At 67.0% G+C, this 19,373-nt stretch carries 18 protein-coding genes; 4 read left to right on the top strand and 14 right to left on the bottom strand.

Annotated elements, in window-relative coordinates; translation table 11 throughout:
- Positions 1 to 7: 7 nt before the first annotated feature.
- From AR539_RS06745 to AR539_RS06705, 9 genes are all read right to left on the bottom strand, one after another.
- Complete coding sequence (locus AR539_RS06745; protein ID WP_066433968.1) at positions 8 to 775, bottom strand: SDR family NAD(P)-dependent oxidoreductase; 768 nt, start codon at positions 773 to 775, stop codon at positions 8 to 10.
- A 35-nt stretch (positions 776 to 810) separates the two neighbouring features.
- A complete protein-coding gene (locus AR539_RS06740) occupies positions 811 to 1,794 on the bottom strand; it encodes a 3-hydroxyacyl-CoA dehydrogenase family protein (protein WP_066433965.1) in 984 nt (327 codons plus the stop codon).
- Between the two features lies 1 nt (position 1,795).
- Positions 1,796 to 2,278, bottom strand: coding sequence for a ribose-5-phosphate isomerase (locus tag AR539_RS06735; protein WP_066433959.1), 483 nt, complete (start codon positions 2,276 to 2,278; stop codon positions 1,796 to 1,798).
- Positions 2,275 to 4,032, bottom strand: coding sequence for a dihydroxyacetone kinase subunit DhaL (gene dhaL / locus AR539_RS06730; protein ID WP_066433955.1), 1,758 nt, complete (start codon positions 4,030 to 4,032; stop codon positions 2,275 to 2,277). Before dhaL ends, AR539_RS06735 begins: the two co-directional genes overlap by 4 nt.
- Before the next feature lie 177 nt (positions 4,033 to 4,209).
- Complete coding sequence (locus AR539_RS06725) at positions 4,210 to 5,214, bottom strand: sugar phosphate isomerase/epimerase family protein (RefSeq protein WP_066433950.1); 1,005 nt, start codon at positions 5,212 to 5,214, stop codon at positions 4,210 to 4,212.
- A 309-nt stretch (positions 5,215 to 5,523) separates the two neighbouring features.
- Entirely contained in the window at positions 5,524 to 6,234 is a 711-nt protein-coding gene (locus tag AR539_RS06720; RefSeq protein ID WP_066433948.1) for a GntR family transcriptional regulator, read from the bottom strand.
- Positions 6,235 to 6,514: 280 nt separating this feature from the next.
- Positions 6,515 to 7,585, bottom strand: coding sequence for an alkene reductase (locus AR539_RS06715; RefSeq protein WP_066433945.1), 1,071 nt, complete (start codon positions 7,583 to 7,585; stop codon positions 6,515 to 6,517).
- 82 nt (positions 7,586 to 7,667) lie between these two features.
- On the bottom strand, positions 7,668 to 8,723 hold the full coding sequence (locus AR539_RS06710) for a 2,3-butanediol dehydrogenase (RefSeq protein WP_066433942.1): 1,056 nt from the start codon (positions 8,721 to 8,723) through the stop codon (positions 7,668 to 7,670).
- A gap of 131 nt (positions 8,724 to 8,854) precedes the next feature.
- On the bottom strand, positions 8,855 to 10,645 hold the full coding sequence (locus tag AR539_RS06705) for a flavin-containing monooxygenase (RefSeq protein ID WP_066433938.1): 1,791 nt from the start codon (positions 10,643 to 10,645) through the stop codon (positions 8,855 to 8,857).
- Between the two features lie 204 nt (positions 10,646 to 10,849).
- Here AR539_RS06705 and AR539_RS06700 point away from each other — a divergent pair, with 204 nt between their 5' ends.
- Positions 10,850 to 12,172 (top strand): helix-turn-helix domain-containing protein, encoded by a 1,323-nt coding sequence (locus tag AR539_RS06700; protein ID WP_066433936.1) that lies wholly within the window; start codon positions 10,850 to 10,852, stop codon positions 12,170 to 12,172.
- 14 nt (positions 12,173 to 12,186) lie between these two features.
- Here AR539_RS06700 and AR539_RS06695 read toward each other — a convergent pair whose 3' ends face one another.
- Positions 12,187 to 12,687: a PKD domain-containing protein gene (locus AR539_RS06695; protein WP_066433935.1), complete on the bottom strand. Its 501-nt coding sequence runs from the start codon at positions 12,685 to 12,687 to the stop codon at positions 12,187 to 12,189.
- Between the two features lie 442 nt (positions 12,688 to 13,129).
- The gene (locus AR539_RS19665) at positions 13,130 to 13,786 is read right to left on the bottom strand and encodes a DUF6318 family protein (RefSeq protein WP_231728514.1); all 657 of its coding nucleotides are present in this window, start codon (positions 13,784 to 13,786) and stop codon (positions 13,130 to 13,132) included.
- Between the two features lie 180 nt (positions 13,787 to 13,966).
- On the opposite strand from AR539_RS19665, the gene AR539_RS06690 reads away from it, so the two are divergent.
- The 3 genes from AR539_RS06690 (at position 13,967) to AR539_RS06680 (ending at position 15,442) form a co-directional block, all read left to right on the top strand.
- Positions 13,967 to 14,401 (top strand): pyridoxamine 5'-phosphate oxidase family protein, encoded by a 435-nt coding sequence (locus AR539_RS06690; RefSeq protein WP_066436198.1) that lies wholly within the window; start codon positions 13,967 to 13,969, stop codon positions 14,399 to 14,401.
- Between the two features lie 101 nt (positions 14,402 to 14,502).
- Positions 14,503 to 15,030, top strand: coding sequence for a very short patch repair endonuclease (locus AR539_RS06685; RefSeq protein ID WP_082699224.1), 528 nt, complete (start codon positions 14,503 to 14,505; stop codon positions 15,028 to 15,030).
- Between the two features lie 118 nt (positions 15,031 to 15,148).
- On the top strand, positions 15,149 to 15,442 hold the full coding sequence (locus AR539_RS06680) for a hypothetical protein (RefSeq protein WP_157360941.1): 294 nt from the start codon (positions 15,149 to 15,151) through the stop codon (positions 15,440 to 15,442).
- A 22-nt stretch (positions 15,443 to 15,464) separates the two neighbouring features.
- On the opposite strand, the gene AR539_RS06675 is transcribed toward AR539_RS06680, so the two are convergent.
- The 3 genes from AR539_RS06675 to AR539_RS06665 form a co-directional block, all read right to left on the bottom strand.
- Positions 15,465 to 16,667, bottom strand: coding sequence for a 5-methylcytosine restriction system specificity protein McrC (locus AR539_RS06675; protein WP_066436193.1), 1,203 nt, complete (start codon positions 16,665 to 16,667; stop codon positions 15,465 to 15,467).
- Positions 16,668 to 16,746: 79 nt separating this feature from the next.
- The gene (locus AR539_RS06670) at positions 16,747 to 18,978 is read right to left on the bottom strand and encodes an McrB family protein (protein WP_066433932.1); all 2,232 of its coding nucleotides are present in this window, start codon (positions 18,976 to 18,978) and stop codon (positions 16,747 to 16,749) included.
- Positions 18,979 to 19,080: 102 nt separating this feature from the next.
- Positions 19,081 to 19,359, bottom strand: a complete 279-nt coding sequence (locus AR539_RS06665; RefSeq protein ID WP_231728513.1) for a hypothetical protein — start codon at positions 19,357 to 19,359, stop codon at positions 19,081 to 19,083.
- Positions 19,360 to 19,373 lie beyond the last annotated feature (14 nt).

Raw genomic sequence — 19,373 nt, 5'->3', positions numbered from 1 at the left:
TTCTTCCCTAGTGCATGTAAAGACCGCCATCCACATTCAGCGTCTGGCCGGAGATGTAGCCGGCGTCCTCGCTGATGAGGAAGGCGATGGCGGCCGCGATGTCCCGGGTGGAACCCACCCGATTCACCACGAGGTCCTGGGTGAGTTCGTTCTTGCGCTCCTCGCTGAGGGTGCCGCCCATGATGTCGGTGTCGATGGGGCCCGGGGAGATGGCGTTGACCGTGATGTCGTATTCGCCGAGTTCGCGGGCAGTGGAGCGGGTTAGCCCGATCACGCCGGCCTTGGCAACGGAGTACGGCGTCTTGGAGAACGTGCCGCCGCCGCGCTGGGCGGAGACGGAGGAGATGTTGACGATGCGCCCGATCCTGTTTTTCACCATGGATTCGGCGACGCGGCGGGTGGCGTAGTGCACGCCGTTGAGATTGATGTTCAGCACCCGGTCCCACTCGGCGGCGTCGAGTTCCAGGTACGGGACGGGCGAGCTGACGCCGGCCACATTGGCCAGGGCGACGATCTGCGGCAGTTCGGCCTCGATCGCGTCGATCGCCGCGCGGACGGACGCCTCGTCGGAGACGTTGGCGCCGGCGCCAAACGCCTTGACGCCGTGTTCGGCGGCCAGTTCCTTGGCCGCCGCCTTGCACAGGGCGTCGTCAAGATCGATGATGCCGACGTTCCAGCCCTGCGCGGCCAGGTAGTTGGCGGTCGCACGGCCGATGCCGCGCTCCGAGACGGCGCCGGTGACGATCGCGGTGCGTTCTGCGGGGAAAGTGCTCATGGGAGTTGCTCCTGTAGGCGTGAAGGTGGCGGGGTTTAGTTGATGGGGGCGGGGCCGAGCTCATCGATGAGCTTCTGCATGGCCACGTACGCCTTGTTCCGGTAGGCGATGAGTTCGGGCGTGCGCTCGGCGGGGACGTTGAGGAAGCCGGCGCCGGTCTTGGTGCCCAGCTTCCCGGCGTCGACGAGATCGCTGAGGACCTTCGGCGTCGCAAACCGTTCCGGGAACTCGGTCTGCAGCGATTTGTAGCAGAAGTTGTAGACGTCCAGCCCTGCCATGTCGGCGATCGCGAACGGCCCGAAGAACGGCAGCCGGAAACCGAACGTGGTGCGGACGAGGGTGTCGATGTCCTCCGCTGTTGCGATCTCCTGCTCCACCAGCTGGGCGGCCTCGTGGAACAAGGCGTACTGGAGGCGGTTGAGCACGAAGCCGGTGACGTCCTTGACGACGGCGGTCTGCTTGCCGGCGGCGTGGACGAGGTCGCGGACAGCGCCGATGGTGGCGGCCGATGTACCGGCGTGAGGGATGATTTCCACGCCCGGAATGAAAGGGGACGGGTTGGAGAAATGCACGCCCAGGAACCGGCCCGGGTTGGTGACAGGCTCGGACAGCTCGGCGATGGAGATTGTGGACGTGTTGGACCCGATGACGGCGTCCGGCCGGGCGGCAGCGCTGATGCGGGCCAGCGTCTGGTGCTTGATGGCGATGACTTCGGGGACGGCTTCCTCGATGAAGTCGGCCCCTGCCACGGCTTCCTCGATGTCCCGGGCCGCCCAGAGGTTTTCCTTCAAGATGGCGGTGGAGCCTTCAGGGAAAAGCCCGGCGGCGACGAAGTCGTCCGATTCGGCCAGCAGCCGCTCGTAGTTCTTCTGCGCCACTTCGGCGGACACATCGGCGAGGGCCACGCGGGCACCGCCGAGCGCGAGGACCTGCGCAATTCCGCCGCCCATGTATCCGGAACCCACGACGGCGATCCTGCGGGCGGCGTTGGCGGCGGCTGTGGCTGCTGATTCGGTCATGTCAGACTGCCTTCGTGTATTCGGGCTCGTAGGAGCAGATGGCGTCCACCTTGGCGGCGGAGGAGGAGGTTTCGTCGAAGCGGTGGCCCAGCCATTCGCTGACGAGCTTCTTGGCGAGTTCCAGGCCGATGACACGCTGTCCGAGCGTGAGGACCTGGGCGTTGTTGCTGAGGACGGACCGTTCTACCGAGTAGCTGTCGTGCGCGGTGACGGCGCGGATGCCGGGGACCTTGTTGGCCGCGATGGCCACGCCCAGGCCGGTGCCGCAGATGAGCAGGGCCCGGTCGGCGTCGCCGTCGGCGACTTTGCGTGCGGCGTCCACGGCCACGTGGGGGTAGGCGGTGGAGTCGTTGGCACCGACTCCGATGTCCCGCACGGAGGCGACGCGCGGGTCCGCCTCAAGCAGGGCTTTGAGGGCGTTTTTGTATTCGACGCCGGCCTCGTCGTTGCCGACGACGACGCGCCAGCCTGTTGATGTGCTCATGCCTGTGCTCCTTGCTTGGCCAGTTCGGGGTTGGCGAGCCGGCCCTCGGTGTGGGCGGAAATCTGTGCTGCGATGAGGGCGAACGAAACCGCTCCCGGGTCCGGGTGGCCGAGGCTCTTCTCCGCGAGCGGCCGGGCGCGTCCCTTGAGCGGGCGGAGGTCAGCGGTCGCGTCTGCTGCGGCCCGGGCTGCGGCGGCGGCAGCAGCGAGCGCGTCTCCGGCGGACGCGCCGCCGCCGAGCGCCGTGCAGAACGCGTCCCGGAACGGAAGCAGGGCGTCCACCATGGTCTTGTCCCCGCGGTCTGCCTTGCCCAGTTCCGTGATCGCCTCGGCGAAGGCGGTGACCGCATCCGCGGCATCCTCGCCGGAGTAGCTGACCCGGTTGCCCAGCGCCAGCCCCGCGGCGATGATCGCGGATCCCCAGAGCGCGCCGGAGGTGCCGCCCGCGCGTTCGCTCCACGCTTCCCCCGCGGCGGTCAGGACGCTCGCCGGCGACGCGCCGCCGTCGTTCGCTGCCGTCTGCTCAGCCGCGGTGACCGCTGCTTCCACGCCGCGGCGCATCCCGATGCCGTGGTCGCCGTCGCCGGCGATTGCGTCCAGCTTGCCCAACTCGTCTTCGTGTTCGACGACGACGTCCCGGACCTGGCGGAGTACTGCCGCCGCCTGCCGTCCAAGCTCTGCCGCGGCCGGGGTGGGGCGTTCGACGTCGGCGGTCTCCGCGGCCTCCGGGCCGGCGAGTTCGCGGCGGGGCCGGGGTGCCAGGCTGCCCTTGCGGAACGCCGGGGTGTCGGCCGGGGCGGCCCAGTAGTGCTCGAGCTCCTCATCCAGCCACAGCAGCGTCAGGGACAGTCCGGACATGTCCAGGCTGGTGACAAGCTCTCCGCATTCCGGTTCCACCACGGTGAGCCCGGCCGCAATGAGAAGCTTCTCAATCTTGCCGAACAGCAGGAACAGCTCGTCGTACTTGACGGTGCCAAGTCCGTTGACGATCGCGACGACGCGGCTGCCGGCGTCGTGCGGCTTGTCGGCGAGGAGCCGGCTGACCAGGAGTTCGGCCAGCTCGGAGGCGGTGGGCATCGGGTGATCTGAGATGCCCGGTTCGCCGTGGATGCCCAGACCAAGGGACATGTGCCCTTCCGGAACAGTGAACAGCGGCGCGTCGGCGCCAGGCAGCGTGCACCCGTCGAAGGCCACACCGAGGGACCGCGTGCGGTAGTTCGTCCTGATAGCCAGACGTTCGACGCCGTCCAGGTCCAGTCCCGCTTCGGCGGCGGCGCCGGCGATTTTGAACACCGTCAGGTCGCCGGCAATGCCGCGCCGCTTCTCGATCTGGTCCAGCGGCGCGCTGGCAATGTCATCCGTGACCAGGACCGTGCGGGTTTCGATGCCTTCGGCGTTGAGGCGGAGCTGGGCCTGGCCGAAATGCAGGACGTCGCCGGCGTAGTTGCCGTAACTCAGCAGCACGCCGCCCCCCGCACTGGCGGCCTTGGCGACGCGGTAGACCTGGCCGGCCGCGGGCGACGCGAACATGTTGCCGCAGGCCGAGCCGGCGGCAAGTCCGGGCCCCACAAGTCCGGCGAAGGCAGGGTAATGCCCGGAGCCGCCACCGACCACCAGGGCAACCTGCCCGGCCGGGACCTCGGTGGAGCGGACGACGCCGCCGTCGACGCGGGCGACGTACCCGCGGTTGGCTGCCACAAAGCCGTCCAACGCCTCATCCGCAAAGTCAGCGGGGTTGTCGAAGATCTGGGTCATGGTTCCTCATCGAATCCGTGTTGGTGAAGTGGAGCTGTGGGTAAAGAGCTGGGGTGAAACTGGGGTGGTGCGGCCGCCCCCAATTGGTTTGACGGCCGCACCACGCGCCGGTGCCGGCGTTCGTTCAGCGCCCTGTCAGACGCTCAGTTTTCAGCTGCCGGCTTTTCAGCTGCCCGCTCAGACGCCGGCGAGTGCCGTGGCTGCCGGCAGCTGCCGACTCTGGGCCACCTGGCTGGTGCCGAGGGCATAACCGTCGGTCTTCGGCAGGACCTGGCGGCGGAGGTAGTTCTGGTTGCTGGCTGTGACGCTGAGACCGTCGCCGCCGTAGTGCTCGGTGCAGAGGATGCCCTGGAAGCCAACGGAGAGAGCTACCTTGAACGCCTCGCGGTAGTTGATGAGGCCGCTTTCCATCGGAGCCGGCATGGCAACGTAGGTGTCGCGGGCAACGTCCTCGTCGCGGATGTAGTTCTTCATGTGCCAGTAGTTGGAGTACGGGAGGGTCTTGGCAACCATTTCGCGCCAGTCCTCGATCGGGCGGTGCAGCCGGATGAGGTTGCCGATGTCCGGGTTGAGGCCGACGTTGGCCAGGCCGATGTCCTGGACCAGTTGGACCGAGGAATCCGCGGTGCCCAGGTAGGTGTCCTCGTACATTTCGAGCGAGAGCAGGACACCGACCTCGGCCGCGTGCTGGCCAAGTTCGCGTAGGCGGCTGACGGCCTTGCCCCAGGTTTCCTTGTCCCCCACTGGGTCCTTGTATCCGTCGATTGTCCAGAACCAGAGCTGCTTCTGCTGCTCGGCGGTGATGGCCTGGTGCAGTCCGAATGAGACAACCTCGCAGCCCAGCTCGGCGGCGGCGTCGATGGTGCGGTGGCTGTACGCCAGGTTGGCTTCCCAGTTTCCTTCCTCGATGACACTGCGGCGGATAGCGGAGATGACGGGGATGCCGATGCCGACGTTGTCCGCGGTCTGCCTGAACTCGGCAAGCCTGGCAGAGCTCAAATCGCCCGGGCGGACCCAGCTGTCCGTGAGGTCGGCATTGGCGAAGCCGGCGTCCTTGACCTCGGTGAGAACCTCGGCCCAGGCGGAGGCGTCGGCATCGTTGACGTGGTTGCCCTGCACATCGGTTCCCGGGAACTGCAGGAGTGCTGCGGTGATGGGCCAGTTATCGGCTGTGTAGGCCATGGGGTTCACTCCTTCGTGTAATCCTGTTTCCTATAGGATTTACTATCGGGATTGATGTTGTCAAGGTCACATCAGAATCGGCAGCAACAATCGAAGATCCTATAGGGCATTCCTACGGAATGTAAGATCAGGGCCGTTCACGGAATCCTCTCGCCCTACGGGTGGGCAAATCCGCGCCGGTGAGGCCGTTAGCCGGGGCTACAGGACTTGGGGTGTCGGACCAGGGGCCCGCCCGGCTGCCGGTGTCAGCCGCCGGCTGGGATCATGAGCCCGTACGCTGGTATCGGTTCTCCGGGGCGCCGTGCGCCGTCAGCCGGCAGGTGCGTCGGCGATGGCGCGGCCTCGGACCCGGCGCACGTGCTCGGCCATGGCGTCGGCCGCTTTGTCCGGATCGCCGGAGGAGAACGCGTCCAGCACGGACTGATGCTCGGCGATGGCGTGTTCGGCGTCGGTGATGCCCACTCCCCCGAAGAGCCGGAAGCGCTGGACCTGCCCGCCGAGGGCCGCGTAGGCGGCAACCATAAACTGGTTGCCGGTGTATTCAGCGATCAGCCGGTGGAAACGCTCGTCCGCCTCCAGGTAGTCGCGGTATTCGGCAAACGACGGGCCTCGCGGTGCCTGCTTGAGATCCGCGACGGCCTGCGTCAGCTCGGCGAGGTGCGCCGGGGTAAGCCGGGCGCATGCAAGACGGGCGTTCACGGGCTCTATTGCCAGGCGCGCCTCCATGAGCTCGGCGAAGTCTTCCTGGGTGAAGACCGGCGCCACCCGGTACCCCTTGAGCGCCACGCGGCGGACCATACCGGTGTGTTCCAGCCTGGCAAGCGCTTCGCGGACGGGCGTCGGGGACACGTCCAGCTCCCGGGCGGTTCCGTCGATGCTCACCGCAGCCCCGGGCTCAAGCCGCCCGTCCATCAGCGACGCCAGGAGTTCCTCGTAGACGTGGTCTGCGAGGACCTGGCGACTGACGGGTCGGCCTGCGGGGCGGGTCCCGGTGCCGGCCCCGGGTGAAGCTGGTTTCATGGTCAAATCCTATAGGACCGCTCCCCGGCCAAGCGCCCGGACGCGTGAGCATAGGACATGCCCATTCTTCGCGCCCGCGCCCACGGGACATGCCCATTCTTCGCATCCGCACCCACGGGACATGCTCATCCCTGGCACCCGCACCCACGGGACATGCCCAGTCCTAAACCCGAAGAGTGGGCAGAATGGCGTTCTGCCCACTCTTCGTGGATGCCGGGGGACATGTCCGGTGGTGAGCGCGGCCACCAGTGGACATGTCCAGTGGAACTAGTTGGTGAAGCTAGTTCTGGTACGCCGGGTAGTCCGTGTAGCCCTTGGCGCCGTCCGTGTAGAACGTCGACGCGTCCGGCTCGTTGGTCGGGAGCCCGTCACGCCAGCGGCGGACCAGGTCCGGGTTGGCGATCGCAGGCCGGCCCACCACCACTGCGTCGGCGTGGCCGTCCGCAACGATGGACATGGCTTCCTCGCGGGTGGTGATGACACCAAACCCGCTGTTCAGCAGGAAGGTTCCACCAAACCGGGTGCGCAGGTCGCGCACCAGGTCGCTGGTGGGGTCCTTGTGCAGCACGCTCAGGTACGCGAGCTTCAGCGGCGCCAGAGCGTCCACCAGGTGCGCGTAGGTTTCCTGCACGTCGGCCGCGTCGACCTCCACTGCACCCTGGACGTTATGCTCGGGCGAGATCCGGATGCCCACCCGGTCCGCACCGATGGCGTCGGCCACGGCCTGCGCGACCTCAATGACGAAGCGCGCCCGGTTAGCGGGCGAGCCGCCGTAGACGTCGTCGCGCTGGTTGGCGGCAGGGGTCAGGAATTCGTGCAGCAGGTAGCCGTTGGCGGAGTGCAGCTCCACGCCGTCGAACCCGGCGTTGATCGCCTTGCGGGACGCCGTGACGAACTCCTCGATGAGGCCCGGCAGTTCCGAGGTGTCCAGGGCCCGCGGAACAGGGAACGGCTTTTTGCCCTCGTAGGTGCGGGTCTCGCCGTCGATCGCGATGGCGCTGGGCGCAACCACTTCGTAGCCGCCGGTGGTGTCCTCATGCGTGACCCGGCCGGCGTGCATCACCTGGGCGAAGATCCGGCCGCCCTCGGCATGCACCGCCGCCGTGACCTCGGACCAGCCCTGCAGCTGCTGGTCCGTGACGAGCCCGGGCTGGCCCGGGAAACCCTGGCCGGCGTGGCTCGGGTAGGTTCCCTCGCTCACAATGAGGCCGAGCGATGCCCGCTGGCGGTAGTGCTCCACCACCAGCGGACCGGGCACGCCTTCCCGGCCGGAGCGGACGCGGGTCAGCGGCGCCATCACCAGTCGGTTGGGCAGTTCCAGCTCGCCAAGAGTCATCGGGGAAAACAGCATGCGCATTTCCTTTCACCAGGGATTGGGTTCTCTGATGCCAACTGCCCGGCGTATGCAAGTATTCCGGATGCGACCCGGATCACTACGGGTGGACGATGATCTTCACCGCCGTATCGTTGTGATTGATCAGAGTGTCGAAGCCCTTGTCCACCAGATCCTCCAGAGGAATCCTGCCGGTGATGAAGGGTTTCAGGTCGACCTTTCCGTCCTGGACGAGCTTGATGGCTGCCGCATGATCGCCGCAGTAGGCGATGGTGCCGCGCAGGTCAATTTCCTTCAGGACCACCTTCTGCATGTCGACGGTGGCAGGATGCCCCCAGATCGACACGTTGACCACGACGCCGGCCGGCTTGACGACGTCGAGCATGGTGTCCAGCACCGCGTTCACGCCGGCGCATTCAAAGGCCGCATCGGACCCGGCGCCATCGGTCAGTTCCAGCACGCGGGCCTTGACGTCGTCGGAGCTGGGGTCCAGCACATGGTCCGCGACGCCCGAGGACACGGCCTTCTCCTTCCGCGCGGCCGACAGTTCGGTGACAATCGTGGTGACGCCGAGGCCTTTGAGGACCGCCGCGGTGAGCAGCCCGATGGGGCCCGCACCGCCGACGACGGCGACGTCCCCGGCTTTGACGTCGCTGCGGCCGACGGCGTGATAGGCCACGGCGAGGGGTTCGATGAGGGCGGCCTCGTCCAGCGGGATGTCGCCCACGGGGTGGACCCACCGGGTATCGACGACGATTGTCTCGCTGAGTCCCCCGCCACCGCCGGCCAGGCCGATGAAGCCCAGCTTGGTGCACAGGTTGTAGTGGCCGCTGCGGCACGGTCCGCATTCGTTGCAGACGATGTATGGCTCCACCACCACGGAGTCCCCGACGGCGAGTCCGGTCACCCCTTCGCCCAGTTCCTGGATGGTGCCGGAAAACTCGTGGCCCATGGTGACCGGGGCGGCTTCGTGGGACAGCGCATGGGGGCTTCCGGGCGGCGGCGTGAAGATGGGCCCCTCCAGGAACTCGTGGAGGTCAGTGCCGCAGATCCCGCACCAGGCGACGGCGATCTTCACCGCCCCAGGGCGCAGCTCCGGCTCCGGCACATCGTCGATCCGGAGGTCCTCACGGGCATGGAATCGTGCTGCTTTCATGGTGTTTTCCTTCGCTGTACGGGCCGTGGACGCCCGGTGAGGGGCGTCAACGGCGTGTCGCTGGATGATCACAACGGGTGCCGCCCTCCCCAGTGTGGTTGCCGGGGAGGGCGTTGTCACTGCCTGGCCGGTCAGCGCGTGTGGTGCGTGGGCTGGAGCTCGAAGACCGGCGTCGGCAGCCCCTCCATCCGTGCCTTGAGCTGCAGCGCCAAGTAGTTGGAGTAGTGCCGGCTCTGGTGCAGGTTGCCGCCGTGGATCCAGAGGTTTTCCACGTTGGTGGGTTTCCACATGTTGCGCAGTTCACCTTCCCAGGGGCCGGGATCCTTGGGAGTATCGGAGCCAAAGCCCCAGCACTTCCCGACGGCGTCGGCCACCTCGGGTGAGACCAGATCGGCCAGCCAGCCGTTCATGGATCCGTACCCCGTGGCGTAGATGATGGCGTCCGCTTCGAGTTCGGTCCCGTCAGCCATTACGACGGCGTTCCCGGTGATCTTGTCGACCTCGCCGCTGGCGAGCTTGACCCGGCCGTCGATGATCAGCTGCGAGGCGCCGACGTCGATGTAGTAGCCGGAGCCGCGCCGCAGGTACTTGAGGAACAGGCCGGACCCGTCCACGCCGAAGTCCAGGTCGAAGCCTGCGGCTTCCAGCTGGGAGTAAAACTCGGCGTCGCGCTGTGCCATCTCGGTATAGATGGGGATTTGGGCCTCGGGCAGGATCCGGTAGGGCAGGGAGGCGAAGAGCAGGTCGGCTTTTTCGGTGGTGACCCCGTTGGCCAGGGCCTCCTCCGAGTACAGCCCGCCCAGGGCGAGGTCCATGAGGGATTCGCTGCGGGCGATGTGCGTGGAGGAGCGCTGCACCATGGTGACGTCGGCGCCGTGCTCCCAGAGGTCCGCGCAGATGTCGTGCGCCGAGTTGTTGGACCCGATCACCACGGCCTTCTTCCCGGTCCAGTCGCCGCCGCCGGGGTGCTTGGACGAGTGGTACTGCTCCCCCAGGAAGGAGTCGGCGCCGTCGAACGCGGGAATGTTGGGGTAGCCCGAGACCCCGAGGGCGAAGACCAGCTGCTTCGGGCGCAGGGTGACCGGTTCGCCGTCGCGCACCACGTCCACCACCCACTCCCCGGAGGCGTCGTCGAAGCGGGCGCCGGTGCACTCGGTCTTGGACCAGTAATTCAGTTCCATGATCCGGGTGTAGTGCTCCAGCCAGTCGCCAATCTTGTCCTTGGCCGCGAACACCGGCCAGTCATCGGGGAACTTCATGTAGGGCAGGTGGTCGTACCAGACCGGATCGTGGAGGTGGAGGGACTTGTAGCGGTTCCGCCAGGAGTCGCCGGGGCGGTCGTTTTTCTCGATGATGATGGTGGGCACGCCAAGCCGGCGCAGCCGTGCCGCCAGGCCGATGCCGCCCTGACCGCCTCCGATGATCACCGTGTAGGGCTGCTCCTCGTAGCCGAGCCGGGCTTCCTGTTCCTCTTTTAGTTCCAGCCAGGATTTACGGCCCCGGGTGATCTCGTGGGCGACGCCTTTCTCGCGGCGGGGTCCCTTCTTTTCCTCGAACCCCTTGAGCTCCTGCATGGTGGTGAGCAGGGTCCAGCATTTGCCGTTGCGAAGGCGCAGGTGGGCGTGGCCGCGGGCCTGGGCAGTCTCGAAGTTGATCCAGGCCTCGGTGTTGGCGGCGTCGCCGGTGGCGTCTTCGGCCAGTGTCCAGTTGTGCGGCTGGACGTCGTCCAGTGTCGCGTTGAGCATACGGCCAATGTCTTCCTTGCCTTCCAGGGTCTTGAGGTTCCAGGTGAACGAGACGAAGTCGCGCCAGTACGAATCGTCGTCGAAGAGATCAAGCACGTCGTCGATGGTGCGGCTGCGCAGCGCTTCCTCGAACTGCGCCAGCCACGCCTCGACCACGCCGTTTGGTGTCCCGGGCATGTTTCCTCTTTCCATTGCTGACTGTGGGTCGCTCCGATGCGCGGCGTCCGGGCCGCGGCGTGACCCGCATCACAAGTAAAAGTCGCAGGGGGTTACAATCGGGTTACACAGAGCTCCCAGGCCCCCGGCCGGCGCAAAAGCCGGCCGGGGGCTTGCCGGAGAGAGCGAAGTGCGACGATTCGACGGCGAGTTGGGAGAATGAGCATGCGCCATGGCGGCCGCTCCATCACGCAGTTCGCGGACCTGCGGTTTTCTGCGCCGGCCGAGTATGCGAGGGCGCTCCGAACGGCTCATGAGGCGGCCGTGTCCGGCACGCCGCATCCGCACTTGTCGCCGTCCCTCGCCAAATCCTGGCAGCGTTCCCTTGCGCTCGGCATCAACCCGGACCAGCACCGCCCGCTGCACCGGCACGAGGTGTCCGAGGCCCGCTCTCTGAGTGCCGGCCACCGGCTGGCCGCCGTGATGCCCGCGCTGTCCCAGCTGCTGGCCGATGAGACCGCCACCGGGCGCCACCTGCTGATCGTGACCGACCACGAGGGCGAGGTGCTGTGGCGCGTCGGCAGCAAACAGGCGTTGAAGCAGGCGGATTCCCTGGAGTTCGTGGAAGGCGCCGACTGGTCCGAGTCCGGCGTCGGGACCAACGCCATCAGCGAGGCGCTGGTGACCGGCGCCCCGGCACAGCTCTTCTCGGCCGAACACCTCGTCCGGACCCACCACGACTGGGCCTGCACCGCGTCGCCGATCCGGGACCCCCTGACGGGGGATGTGGTCGGCGTTCTGGATGTGTCCGGACCGTTCGAGTCCGTCACGCCGGACAGCCTCCGGCTGGTGCGGTGCGGCGTGCGGCTGGCTGAGGAACTGCTGAAGTCCGCAGGCCCCGCCAGTGCCGATGGCTGGCCGGGCAGCACTCCTGCGGGCCGCCACGGGACCGGGGTCCAGGCCCTGTTGACGCTGCGGCTGCTGGGGGACGCGCCGTCGGCAGCGCTCGACGGCGGTCATGGCCGGCCGCTGACCCTGCGCCGGGCCGAGATCCTGGCCCTGTTGGCGTCGCGGACGCAGGGTTGGAGCGCCGACGAACTGGCGTACGAGCTCCACGGCGACGCGGGCACTCCGGCGGCGATCCGGACCGAGATGCACCGGATCCGCAGCGCGCTGGGCAATGTGGTGGACGCAAACCCGTACCGATTTGCCCCGACCGTCAAGGTGGTGACGGACGCCGCCACCGTGGCCGGGCACTTGCGCGAGGGCCGGGTGGCGGAGGCTCTTGCCGCCTACCGGGCCCGGCTGCTGAACCGTTCGAGCAACCTCGCCGTCGGGTTCATGCGCGACGAACTCAACGACGCCGTCGGCGCCTCGGTGCGTTCCAGCGGCGATGCCCGGCTGATGCTGCAGTGGTGCACCAGTGACATGGGCTCCGCCGACACCGCCGCCGCGGCATCCCTAGCTGCGCTGCTGGGACCGCAGGATCCGCGCGGGCAGCTGGTGAGCGCCCGGATGGAGCGGCTCGACCGGGAGCTGAGGGCTTAGAAGCGGAACTGCCGTCAGGGCGAGGGCGGCGCGACGCCGGGGCAGCCCTGTCCCTGCGGGTTGCGGAGGCAGTCGTCGGCGTAATTGCGGGTGATGGAGCGCCAGACGCTCACGGTCTGGGGCGGGGAATTGAATTGCCCTTGGCCCGGGATGGGCAACGGCGGCCCGCCGTTGACCGAGTACGTGCCCTGGAAGTGCGTGGTCAGCACCACGGAGAAATCACCGGTCTGGGTGTAGACGTGGCTGGTGGCGGTCTTTTCGCCCCAGCGGTCCTGCGGCAAGGGCCCCCCGGCTGCGCTCTGCGGACCCAGCAACGTTCCGTCGCCGTAGTTCCAGGTGTACTGGACGGGCTTGGCGACGACGTGGACCTTCTGGGCCAGGATGGTGATGTCGAACGCCTGCTCGGCCGCTTCGGCGAAGAAGTTGGTCTCGGCGCCCCGCAGGGTATGCGGGCTCGGCTGCGCGGTGACAGATCCTGCGGCGACCGGCAAACGCTGGAACTCCGCTTGGATCATGGCGGCAATCCTGGGCAGCAGGTCCTCCGGCCTCGGATCGAAGAGGCAGGTAGGGCCGGAGTGGTACGTCCACGTCGGGTTTGGCACACCAGCCGGGGCTTTCAACCAGACGACCGGAATACCGTCATTTCCGTCGGGGCCGTTCTTGCAATCGACCAGGACAGCAAGGCAGTCTGTGTCGAAGTCTCCGCCGCCGAGGTGGCACTGCAATTCGTACTTGTACTGGTTGGGGTCGGCACGAACCGTACCGGGCACAGCCCAGACAAATTGGCCAGTGCCTGCGTCGTGCGCCCAACCGCCAACATCGACGGTGTCTTCTCCCCAGTCGCCCGTTATTGGGGGCGGTTCATTGCCACCAAATGCCGGCCAAGGCTGTCCTGCCAAAACGACAACTAAGACTGCCGTCCATAAAGTCTTGAACCACCTGGATGCCTTCACTTGGCTAGCCGACAATTGGCTGAATGTTATTTACGTACCACGCCCCGTCGCGGAAGACGGCAAGCATAAGGTTGCCTGTGTCATCGGGCTTCGGGTCTGCTTGATGTAGCGTCCCATCCGCGTTGTAGTACGAAATGGCGGCCTGTGACCCTTGAACAGCGACTTGATAGTTGCCGTCTGGTGCCACGACGAATGTCGTGCTGACAGACGGGGTTTCCACCTTGCCGCCAACGAGCCACCGCCCTCCCTCATTCCAGCCTGAAATTACCGCTTTAGCCCTCTCACATGCGCGGCAAGCAGGACTGGTTATTTCACCAATCCGCGTTACGTCACCAGTCTCATAGCCGTAACTCAACAATTGAAACCAGTACCGCGCGAAGGCCTCGAGACCTTCCTTCGTCTCCGCCTTCGCAGCTTCTGGCAGCACCGGAACGGGGACGTTCTGCGCCCTGCCCGAGGCGTCCGCGGGTTTGTAGCTTGCCGTTGGCGTGGGAGTGGCGGACGAGGTGGGAGACGCCGTCGGGCCTGGCGACTCCGGGGCGGCGGTTGCGCCCGGCGTTGAACCTCCGCCGGTGCAGGCCGTGGCGGGCAGAAGGAGTAGCGCGGCCAGCACCGCGCAAATGCGCCTGTGACGGCCGAAAACTGCGGTGCGAGATGTCATGGTCAGCTACTCCCCCGATAGAAAATCAAGACGCCTGAAGCCAAACAATGCCTCAAGGGTAACCGACGTCACATTTTGGAGTTGGAAGTTATCCACAGGCCATCTACCGGGCATTCTTCGGCCGATTTTCCCGGCTCAAGCCTCTGGCGCTTTTCTACACAGCCCAGAACAATGAACGCCATGATGTTCGAACATGCAGATGAGAACCCCGTCCTCGTACTCGATGACGATCAGTGCTGGAAATTGATCGAGGGCACCAAGCACGGCCGGCTTGTGGTCACTGTCGGCGGCGAACCCGACATTTTCCCGGTGAATTACGCCGTGAGCGGTCGGAAGCTTTACCTCCGCACGGCGCCGGGGAACAAGCTCGCGGAGCTGACCATCAACGCCAAAGTGCTGTTCGAAACGGACGGCATCCTCGCCGACGAGGCGTGGTCAGTTGTCCTCCGCGGCACGGCCCGGGTGCTGGACAAGTCCGCGGATATCGCAGCCGCAGAAGCCCTTGGGCTCAAGCCGTGGGTGCCCACGCTCAAGGACTTCTACGTCGAGATTGCACCGACCAGCGTCACCGGTCGGCACTTCCGGTTCGGCGAGCATCCGGAGCGGGAGATCTGAAACTGTACGACGGCGGTAAGGTCGCCCGCCGTCGCCCGCTGCCGTCCGCCCTGACCGATCCCGCCCCGGTCCGCCAGGGCACCGCCGCCTAGACTTAAGTCATGGCGGACAAGCTGACACCCGAGCGGCGCAGCTGGAACATGTCCCGCATCCGCGGGAAGAACACCAAACCGGAACTGCTGGTCCGCCGGCTGCTCCACGCCAAGGGGTACCGCTACAGGCTGCACGGCGCCACCCGCGGAGGCCGGCTTCCCGGCAACCCTGATCTGGTGTTCGCCGGCCGGCACAAAGTCATCTTCGTCAACGGCTGTTTCTGGCACTTCCATGACTGCCGGGTGGGGCAGCACGCTCCCAAGGCCAACGCCGAATTTTGGGAAGCCAAGCGCACCCGCACCCGGACCCGCGATGCCCTGCAGCGCCAGCAGCTGGAGAATCTGGGCTGGGAGGTACTCACCGTCTGGGAGTGCGGACTCAAGGACCTTTCGGCGCTGGAAGCCCAGCTGGACCGGTTCCTCGTCGACCCAATCCCGCCGGGCGGCCCGCACTCCGGCTCCGCAGGAGAGTCATCGGCCGGACCCCGCGTCGTGCTGACGGAAGACCAGCCGGGGTTGGTTGAAGGCGACGCCTAAAAAATAATCCACCGGCCATGCGGGACAGATTACGTTGCCTCAGGTAATATCCGAATCTGGGGACAAGGACTCTACTGAATCCGCATTCACTCGTCTTTCAACTCCACGGGAGCGCCAGATGCCGCACTTGCTGAGGTCCACCACGTCGCCGAGGATTACCACCGGTCCGTCGAGGACGTCCCCTGACTACCGGTCGCAGGAGCACCGGCGGTCCACCGAGGTGGACCACGACCTGGAGCCCCTCCGCCAGCAGGTATCCGCCATCATCGATGCGATCCTCTCCGACACTAAGCCTGAAGAGGCTCACGTGCGCGAGAAGCTCCGCCAGCACATCAAGAACAACCCGGGCCAGCCGGAAAAAGCTCTCCTGTGCCACCTCCTGGCTGTCTCCGTGGACCAGGACGCCAGCTAGCGGCACCTGCCCTGGGAGCGTGTCAGCGGCTGATGGTCGCCTGGCGCACCACTTCGCCCCACGACTGCTGCGCGAGGTCCGCCACGGACGCCAAAATCTCCGCCGGCGGCTTCGACAGGTCCAGCGGGAACTCCACCACGTCAATGTCCGTGTTCAGGATCCGGCGCAGCTTGATCTCCCCAGCGCCCGGATACACCAGCCAGGCTGTCGGCACCCGCAGGGACGTGCAGTACGCCAGCATCCGGTAATGGTCGCCCGACAAGGAGGCACCGGCGTCGGCCGCTGCCTGGTACTTGGCGTCGTAAACCATCACCGGCCGCCCGCCTAATAAGTGGACGGCACCGGGCCGCACCACAATCCGGTCCGAGTCGCGGACCGCCTCGTTGAGCAGGGCGTTGTAGCGCAGGCGCATCTCCCCCGGGTAAGCCGCCATGGCCTCGCGCAGCGCCGTGCCGACGAAGTCCTCGAACACAACGGACATGTCCACCACAAACGACGCCGACTGCTGCGCACCGTCGCCGGCTTCCGCCGAGGCGTGGCGCAGGACCACTTCGGCGAGCCGCAGGGCAGCCTGGTACCGCGTGTTCATCCGGCTGGCCCGCCACACCGGCAACGGCGCGCCGGACTGCAGGCGGGTCACGGCGGCGAGCTTGCCCTTGAGCTGGCGCAGCCGGCTCAGCACCTCCGGCCGCACACCCGGGACCTGGGACATCCGTTCCAGCGCCGCCCGCAGGATGCGGTTCTCCGCGATGTCCTCGGTGAACTCGTCGTAGGAGACCTCCAGCGGCACCAGCATGCCGGGGCGCCGGGAGATCTGGTCCGAAATCCTGATCCGGCCCTTGACTGTGCGCAGGGAGTCATCCACATTCAGGTAGCCCTGCAGCACGCCGCGGCTGAGCGCCCGCTCGGCGAGCTGCGCCAGCGACTCCGCCAGCGCGCTCCACAGGTCCGCTTCCTCGACCGCGGCCACGGGCTCCTCGCGGAAACCCTGGTCGCCCGCGTAGCCCAGCAGGAACAGGAGCCGGTCCAGGCCCAGCCGGTCCTTGGGCCGCACCTCAAGCTGCACCGCCGGCGTCCGCACGGAACCGACTTTCCCGACGGGCTCGATCCGGTACAGCCCCATGCCCATCGGCGATGCCTTGGCCAGGCCGCTGCCGTTGATGTAGGCCGCGCTGTCCGGGGTCAGCCGCTCGACGACGCCGCCGGAGAGCTCATCGAGGACAATCCTGCGGACCTGCCCGGAACCCGGCGCACCCGAACCCGGCCCGCCGTCGCGGGCGGCGGGGCTGGCCGGCCCCGGCTGGCTAGACGCGCGCAAGACGGTCAAGCAGCTGGTCCAAACCGAACCGCTCCTCCAGCTGGGCCCGGTTCAGCTGGCCGTGGTAGTGCTCCTCCAGCAACGGCATCAGTTCGTACTTCCAGATCCGCCGCAGACCCTTGGGTGTCTGGGCGGAGGGCTTCATGAAGTAGGACGGGCCGATCATCAGGTCCCTGTCCCACTCGTCGATGGCGTCGTTGAGCGCGTCCATCAGCAGGGCCGGCGTCGTGTCCAGGCCGCGGGCCTCCAGGAACCGCAGCAGCGAGCCCTTCACCGGCTCCGTTTTGGGGTGCAGCTCGATGAAGGAGAAGCGGCGGCGGATCGCGGCGTCCATCATCGCGATGGACCGGTCCGCGGTGTTCATGGTGCCGATGATGTAAAGGTTGTCCGGCAGCGTGAACGGCTCGTTGGGGCTGTACTGCAGGTAGATCCGGTCGTCGCGGTATTCGAGCAGGAAGTACAGCTCGCCGAACACCTTCGCGAGGTTCGCCCGGTTCATCTCATCGATGATCAGGAAGTAGGGCTTGCTCTCGTTGCCCGGTTTGGCAGCCTCCTCGGCGATTCGCCGCAGCGGCCCGGCAACGAGCTTGAAGGACACCTGCCCTTCCTCGGTCTTGTCCGGCCGGAAGCCCTCGAAGAAGTCCTCGTAGGCGTACGACGGGTGGAACTGCACCAGCTTCACGCGTTCGTCCGTGGTGTCGCCGGCGAGCTGGGCGGCCAGGTGCTTGGCGAGGTACGTCTTGCCGGTGCCGGGCGGGCCGTAGAGCACCAGCTGGCGGTTCTCCTCCAGCAGCTCGGCGATTTCCTGCAGCGGTTCCAGGTCCATGTGCAGGGATGCGGCGAACTCCGGCGTCAGCGGGCGGAACCCTTCGCAGGCGGGTTCGACGACGGCGGCCGGCTCGGTGCCGTCGCCGGGCTGGGCTTCCGCTTCGGCGGGCAGCAGGGCCTCGAGGGCCTGGATCACGCGGGTAATGTCCGCGACGATGCCGGAGGTGGCCAGCTGCCGCTGCACGTGGCGGGGCAGCTCGGTCATGTTGTGGGTCTCGTCGAACCAGCGGACCTTGCGGCGCAGGCGGCGGTTGTCCTCGCGGTGCTCGGGCTCGCCGAGGACCACGCCCACCCGGACCGTGCCGGAGCTCTGGTACAGGGTCAGGTCGCCGGGTTTCATCACGGTCAGGAATGCGAACACCGCGGTTTTGGTGTCCTCGCGCTCGACGTAGCCGAGGTGCTTGTAGTCCTCGTCCACGGCGTGCTGGACCACCCCGGCGGTGACGCCGGGGTCCAGCAGCCGGAGGTGCTCGACGTCGAGCGTCACCGATTCCTCGGACTGCCAGGTGCTGAGCAGTTCGGCGTTGTCGTGGTGGGTGCGCAGCAGCCAGGCGCGCCGGCCGGGATCGCCCACCTTCCGCCACTGGCTCACCAGCTGCCGGGCGTACCAGTCGATCCGCTGGCCGGCCTGCTCGTCAAGGTGCAGGCGGATGCGGTGGATGTCCGCCGAGATTTCCTCGTCGCTGTCGCCCTTCGCCCCGCCCACCAGGGAGGCGAACGCGTCGCGGATTTCCTGGCGTTCGACGTCGGCCACTACGGGTTCGAAATAGCTGGGCCACACCAGGAACTCGATGCTGCGGCGGATGGCCGGCTGGTCGTCCGGCGTGCCGGCCACCAGCCGGTGGAACGCCAGCGGATCCTTGACGGCGGCCGCGACGGCGCCCGGGGGCCGCTGGGCCACGTGCTGGACGAACCGGCAGAGCCATTTCAGGTGGTCCCAGATGGTCCAGTTGAATTCCGCGGTGCGGTCCCGGATGACCCCGTGATCGGTCATGCCGGCGTACAGCTCGTCCGGCAGTTCCAGCGGCGGCTCCAGCCAGCTGGCGGCCTCCGCCACCCGCGCGCGCTTGACCTTGAGGGATTTCACCTCGTGGGCCAGCGGCAGGGACTGGAGGAACAGCAGCTCAACGGCCAGCTGCTTCGCTCCCCGGGAGGCGCCCTGCAGGTTCTCCCGCAGGTTGGTCATCATGGGGGCCTTGGGGTCCGGGACCCCGCGTTCCAGGCGGTCGAGGAGCTCCGCGGCGGCCTGCACGGACCAGGTCCTGGTGCGCCCGTCCAGCGCCGACGGTTTGCCGTGCAGCCCCGGCCCCAGCACGAACCACGCTGCGTCTTCGATCTCCTTGGAGATGCCGAGGGCACGGTGCATGGCAGGCTTTTTGGCTGGGGTCATGCTTTCAATTTACAGGCTTAAGCTGGACGCCCGCATAACGGGACACCCGGATGCTACTTCCGGGTAGGTTCCGAAGATCGGCCCTATCGCTGGTCAGACTCCCTACTTTGCGGCGGAATGCCGCTTGACGCCGAAGGTGAAGTAGCTGCCCGGGCCGACGAAGTTGATCAGCGTGGCGACCCGCCACATCGCCTTGCTGCCGCGGATCTGATTCGCCGGGCGGCGGGTGATGTCCGTCTGGGCCGCGACAAGAAGCGAGAGTTGGACGACGGCGGCGGTAATGGTTCCGAACTTCGCCATCGGCGAGAGCTCTTTCCACGCCTTCTTCCGGGCGTACTTCTTGCGCTTGTCCGCCATCATCTGGGCTCGTTTGTTCACCATGGTCTGCGCTCCTT

Source organism: Arthrobacter sp. EPSL27 (assembly GCF_001512305.1).
Lineage (GTDB): Bacteria > Actinomycetota > Actinomycetes > Actinomycetales > Micrococcaceae > Arthrobacter.
Note: the sequence above shows the minus strand (reverse complement) of the source record. Positions and strands in the feature narration are given on the sequence as shown.

What these genes read in the sequence shown, in the direction of transcription:
- dhaL (WP_066433955.1), bottom strand. Translation starts at nt 4,032, where the DNA reads ATGACCCAGATCTTCGACAACCCCGCTGACTTTGCGGATGAGGCGTTG.
- AR539_RS06715 (WP_066433945.1), bottom strand. Translation starts at nt 7,585, where the DNA reads ATGCTGTTTTCCCCGATGACTCTTGGCGAGCTGGAACTGCCCAACCGA.
- AR539_RS06700 (WP_066433936.1), top strand. Translation starts at nt 10,850, where the DNA reads ATGCGCCATGGCGGCCGCTCCATCACGCAGTTCGCGGACCTGCGGTTT.
- AR539_RS06740 (WP_066433965.1), bottom strand. Translation starts at nt 1,794, where the DNA reads ATGACCGAATCAGCAGCCACAGCCGCCGCCAACGCCGCCCGCAGGATC.
- AR539_RS06710 (WP_066433942.1), bottom strand. Translation starts at nt 8,723, where the DNA reads ATGAAAGCAGCACGATTCCATGCCCGTGAGGACCTCCGGATCGACGAT.
- AR539_RS06665 (WP_231728513.1), bottom strand. Translation starts at nt 19,359, where the DNA reads ATGGTGAACAAACGAGCCCAGATGATGGCGGACAAGCGCAAGAAGTAC.
- AR539_RS06720 (WP_066433948.1), bottom strand. Translation starts at nt 6,234, where the DNA reads ATGAAACCAGCTTCACCCGGGGCCGGCACCGGGACCCGCCCCGCAGGC.
- AR539_RS06695 (WP_066433935.1), bottom strand. Translation starts at nt 12,687, where the DNA reads ATGATCCAAGCGGAGTTCCAGCGTTTGCCGGTCGCCGCAGGATCTGTC.
- AR539_RS06685 (WP_082699224.1), top strand. Translation starts at nt 14,503, where the DNA reads ATGGCGGACAAGCTGACACCCGAGCGGCGCAGCTGGAACATGTCCCGC.
- AR539_RS06725 (WP_066433950.1), bottom strand. Translation starts at nt 5,214, where the DNA reads ATGGCCTACACAGCCGATAACTGGCCCATCACCGCAGCACTCCTGCAG.
- AR539_RS06690 (WP_066436198.1), top strand. Translation starts at nt 13,967, where the DNA reads ATGATGTTCGAACATGCAGATGAGAACCCCGTCCTCGTACTCGATGAC.
- AR539_RS06680 (WP_157360941.1), top strand. Translation starts at nt 15,149, where the DNA reads ATGCCGCACTTGCTGAGGTCCACCACGTCGCCGAGGATTACCACCGGT.
- AR539_RS06745 (WP_066433968.1), bottom strand. Translation starts at nt 775, where the DNA reads ATGAGCACTTTCCCCGCAGAACGCACCGCGATCGTCACCGGCGCCGTC.
- AR539_RS06670 (WP_066433932.1), bottom strand. Translation starts at nt 18,978, where the DNA reads ATGACCCCAGCCAAAAAGCCTGCCATGCACCGTGCCCTCGGCATCTCC.
- AR539_RS06735 (WP_066433959.1), bottom strand. Translation starts at nt 2,278, where the DNA reads ATGAGCACATCAACAGGCTGGCGCGTCGTCGTCGGCAACGACGAGGCC.
- AR539_RS19665 (WP_231728514.1), bottom strand. Translation starts at nt 13,786, where the DNA reads ATGACATCTCGCACCGCAGTTTTCGGCCGTCACAGGCGCATTTGCGCG.
- AR539_RS06705 (WP_066433938.1), bottom strand. Translation starts at nt 10,645, where the DNA reads ATGCCCGGGACACCAAACGGCGTGGTCGAGGCGTGGCTGGCGCAGTTC.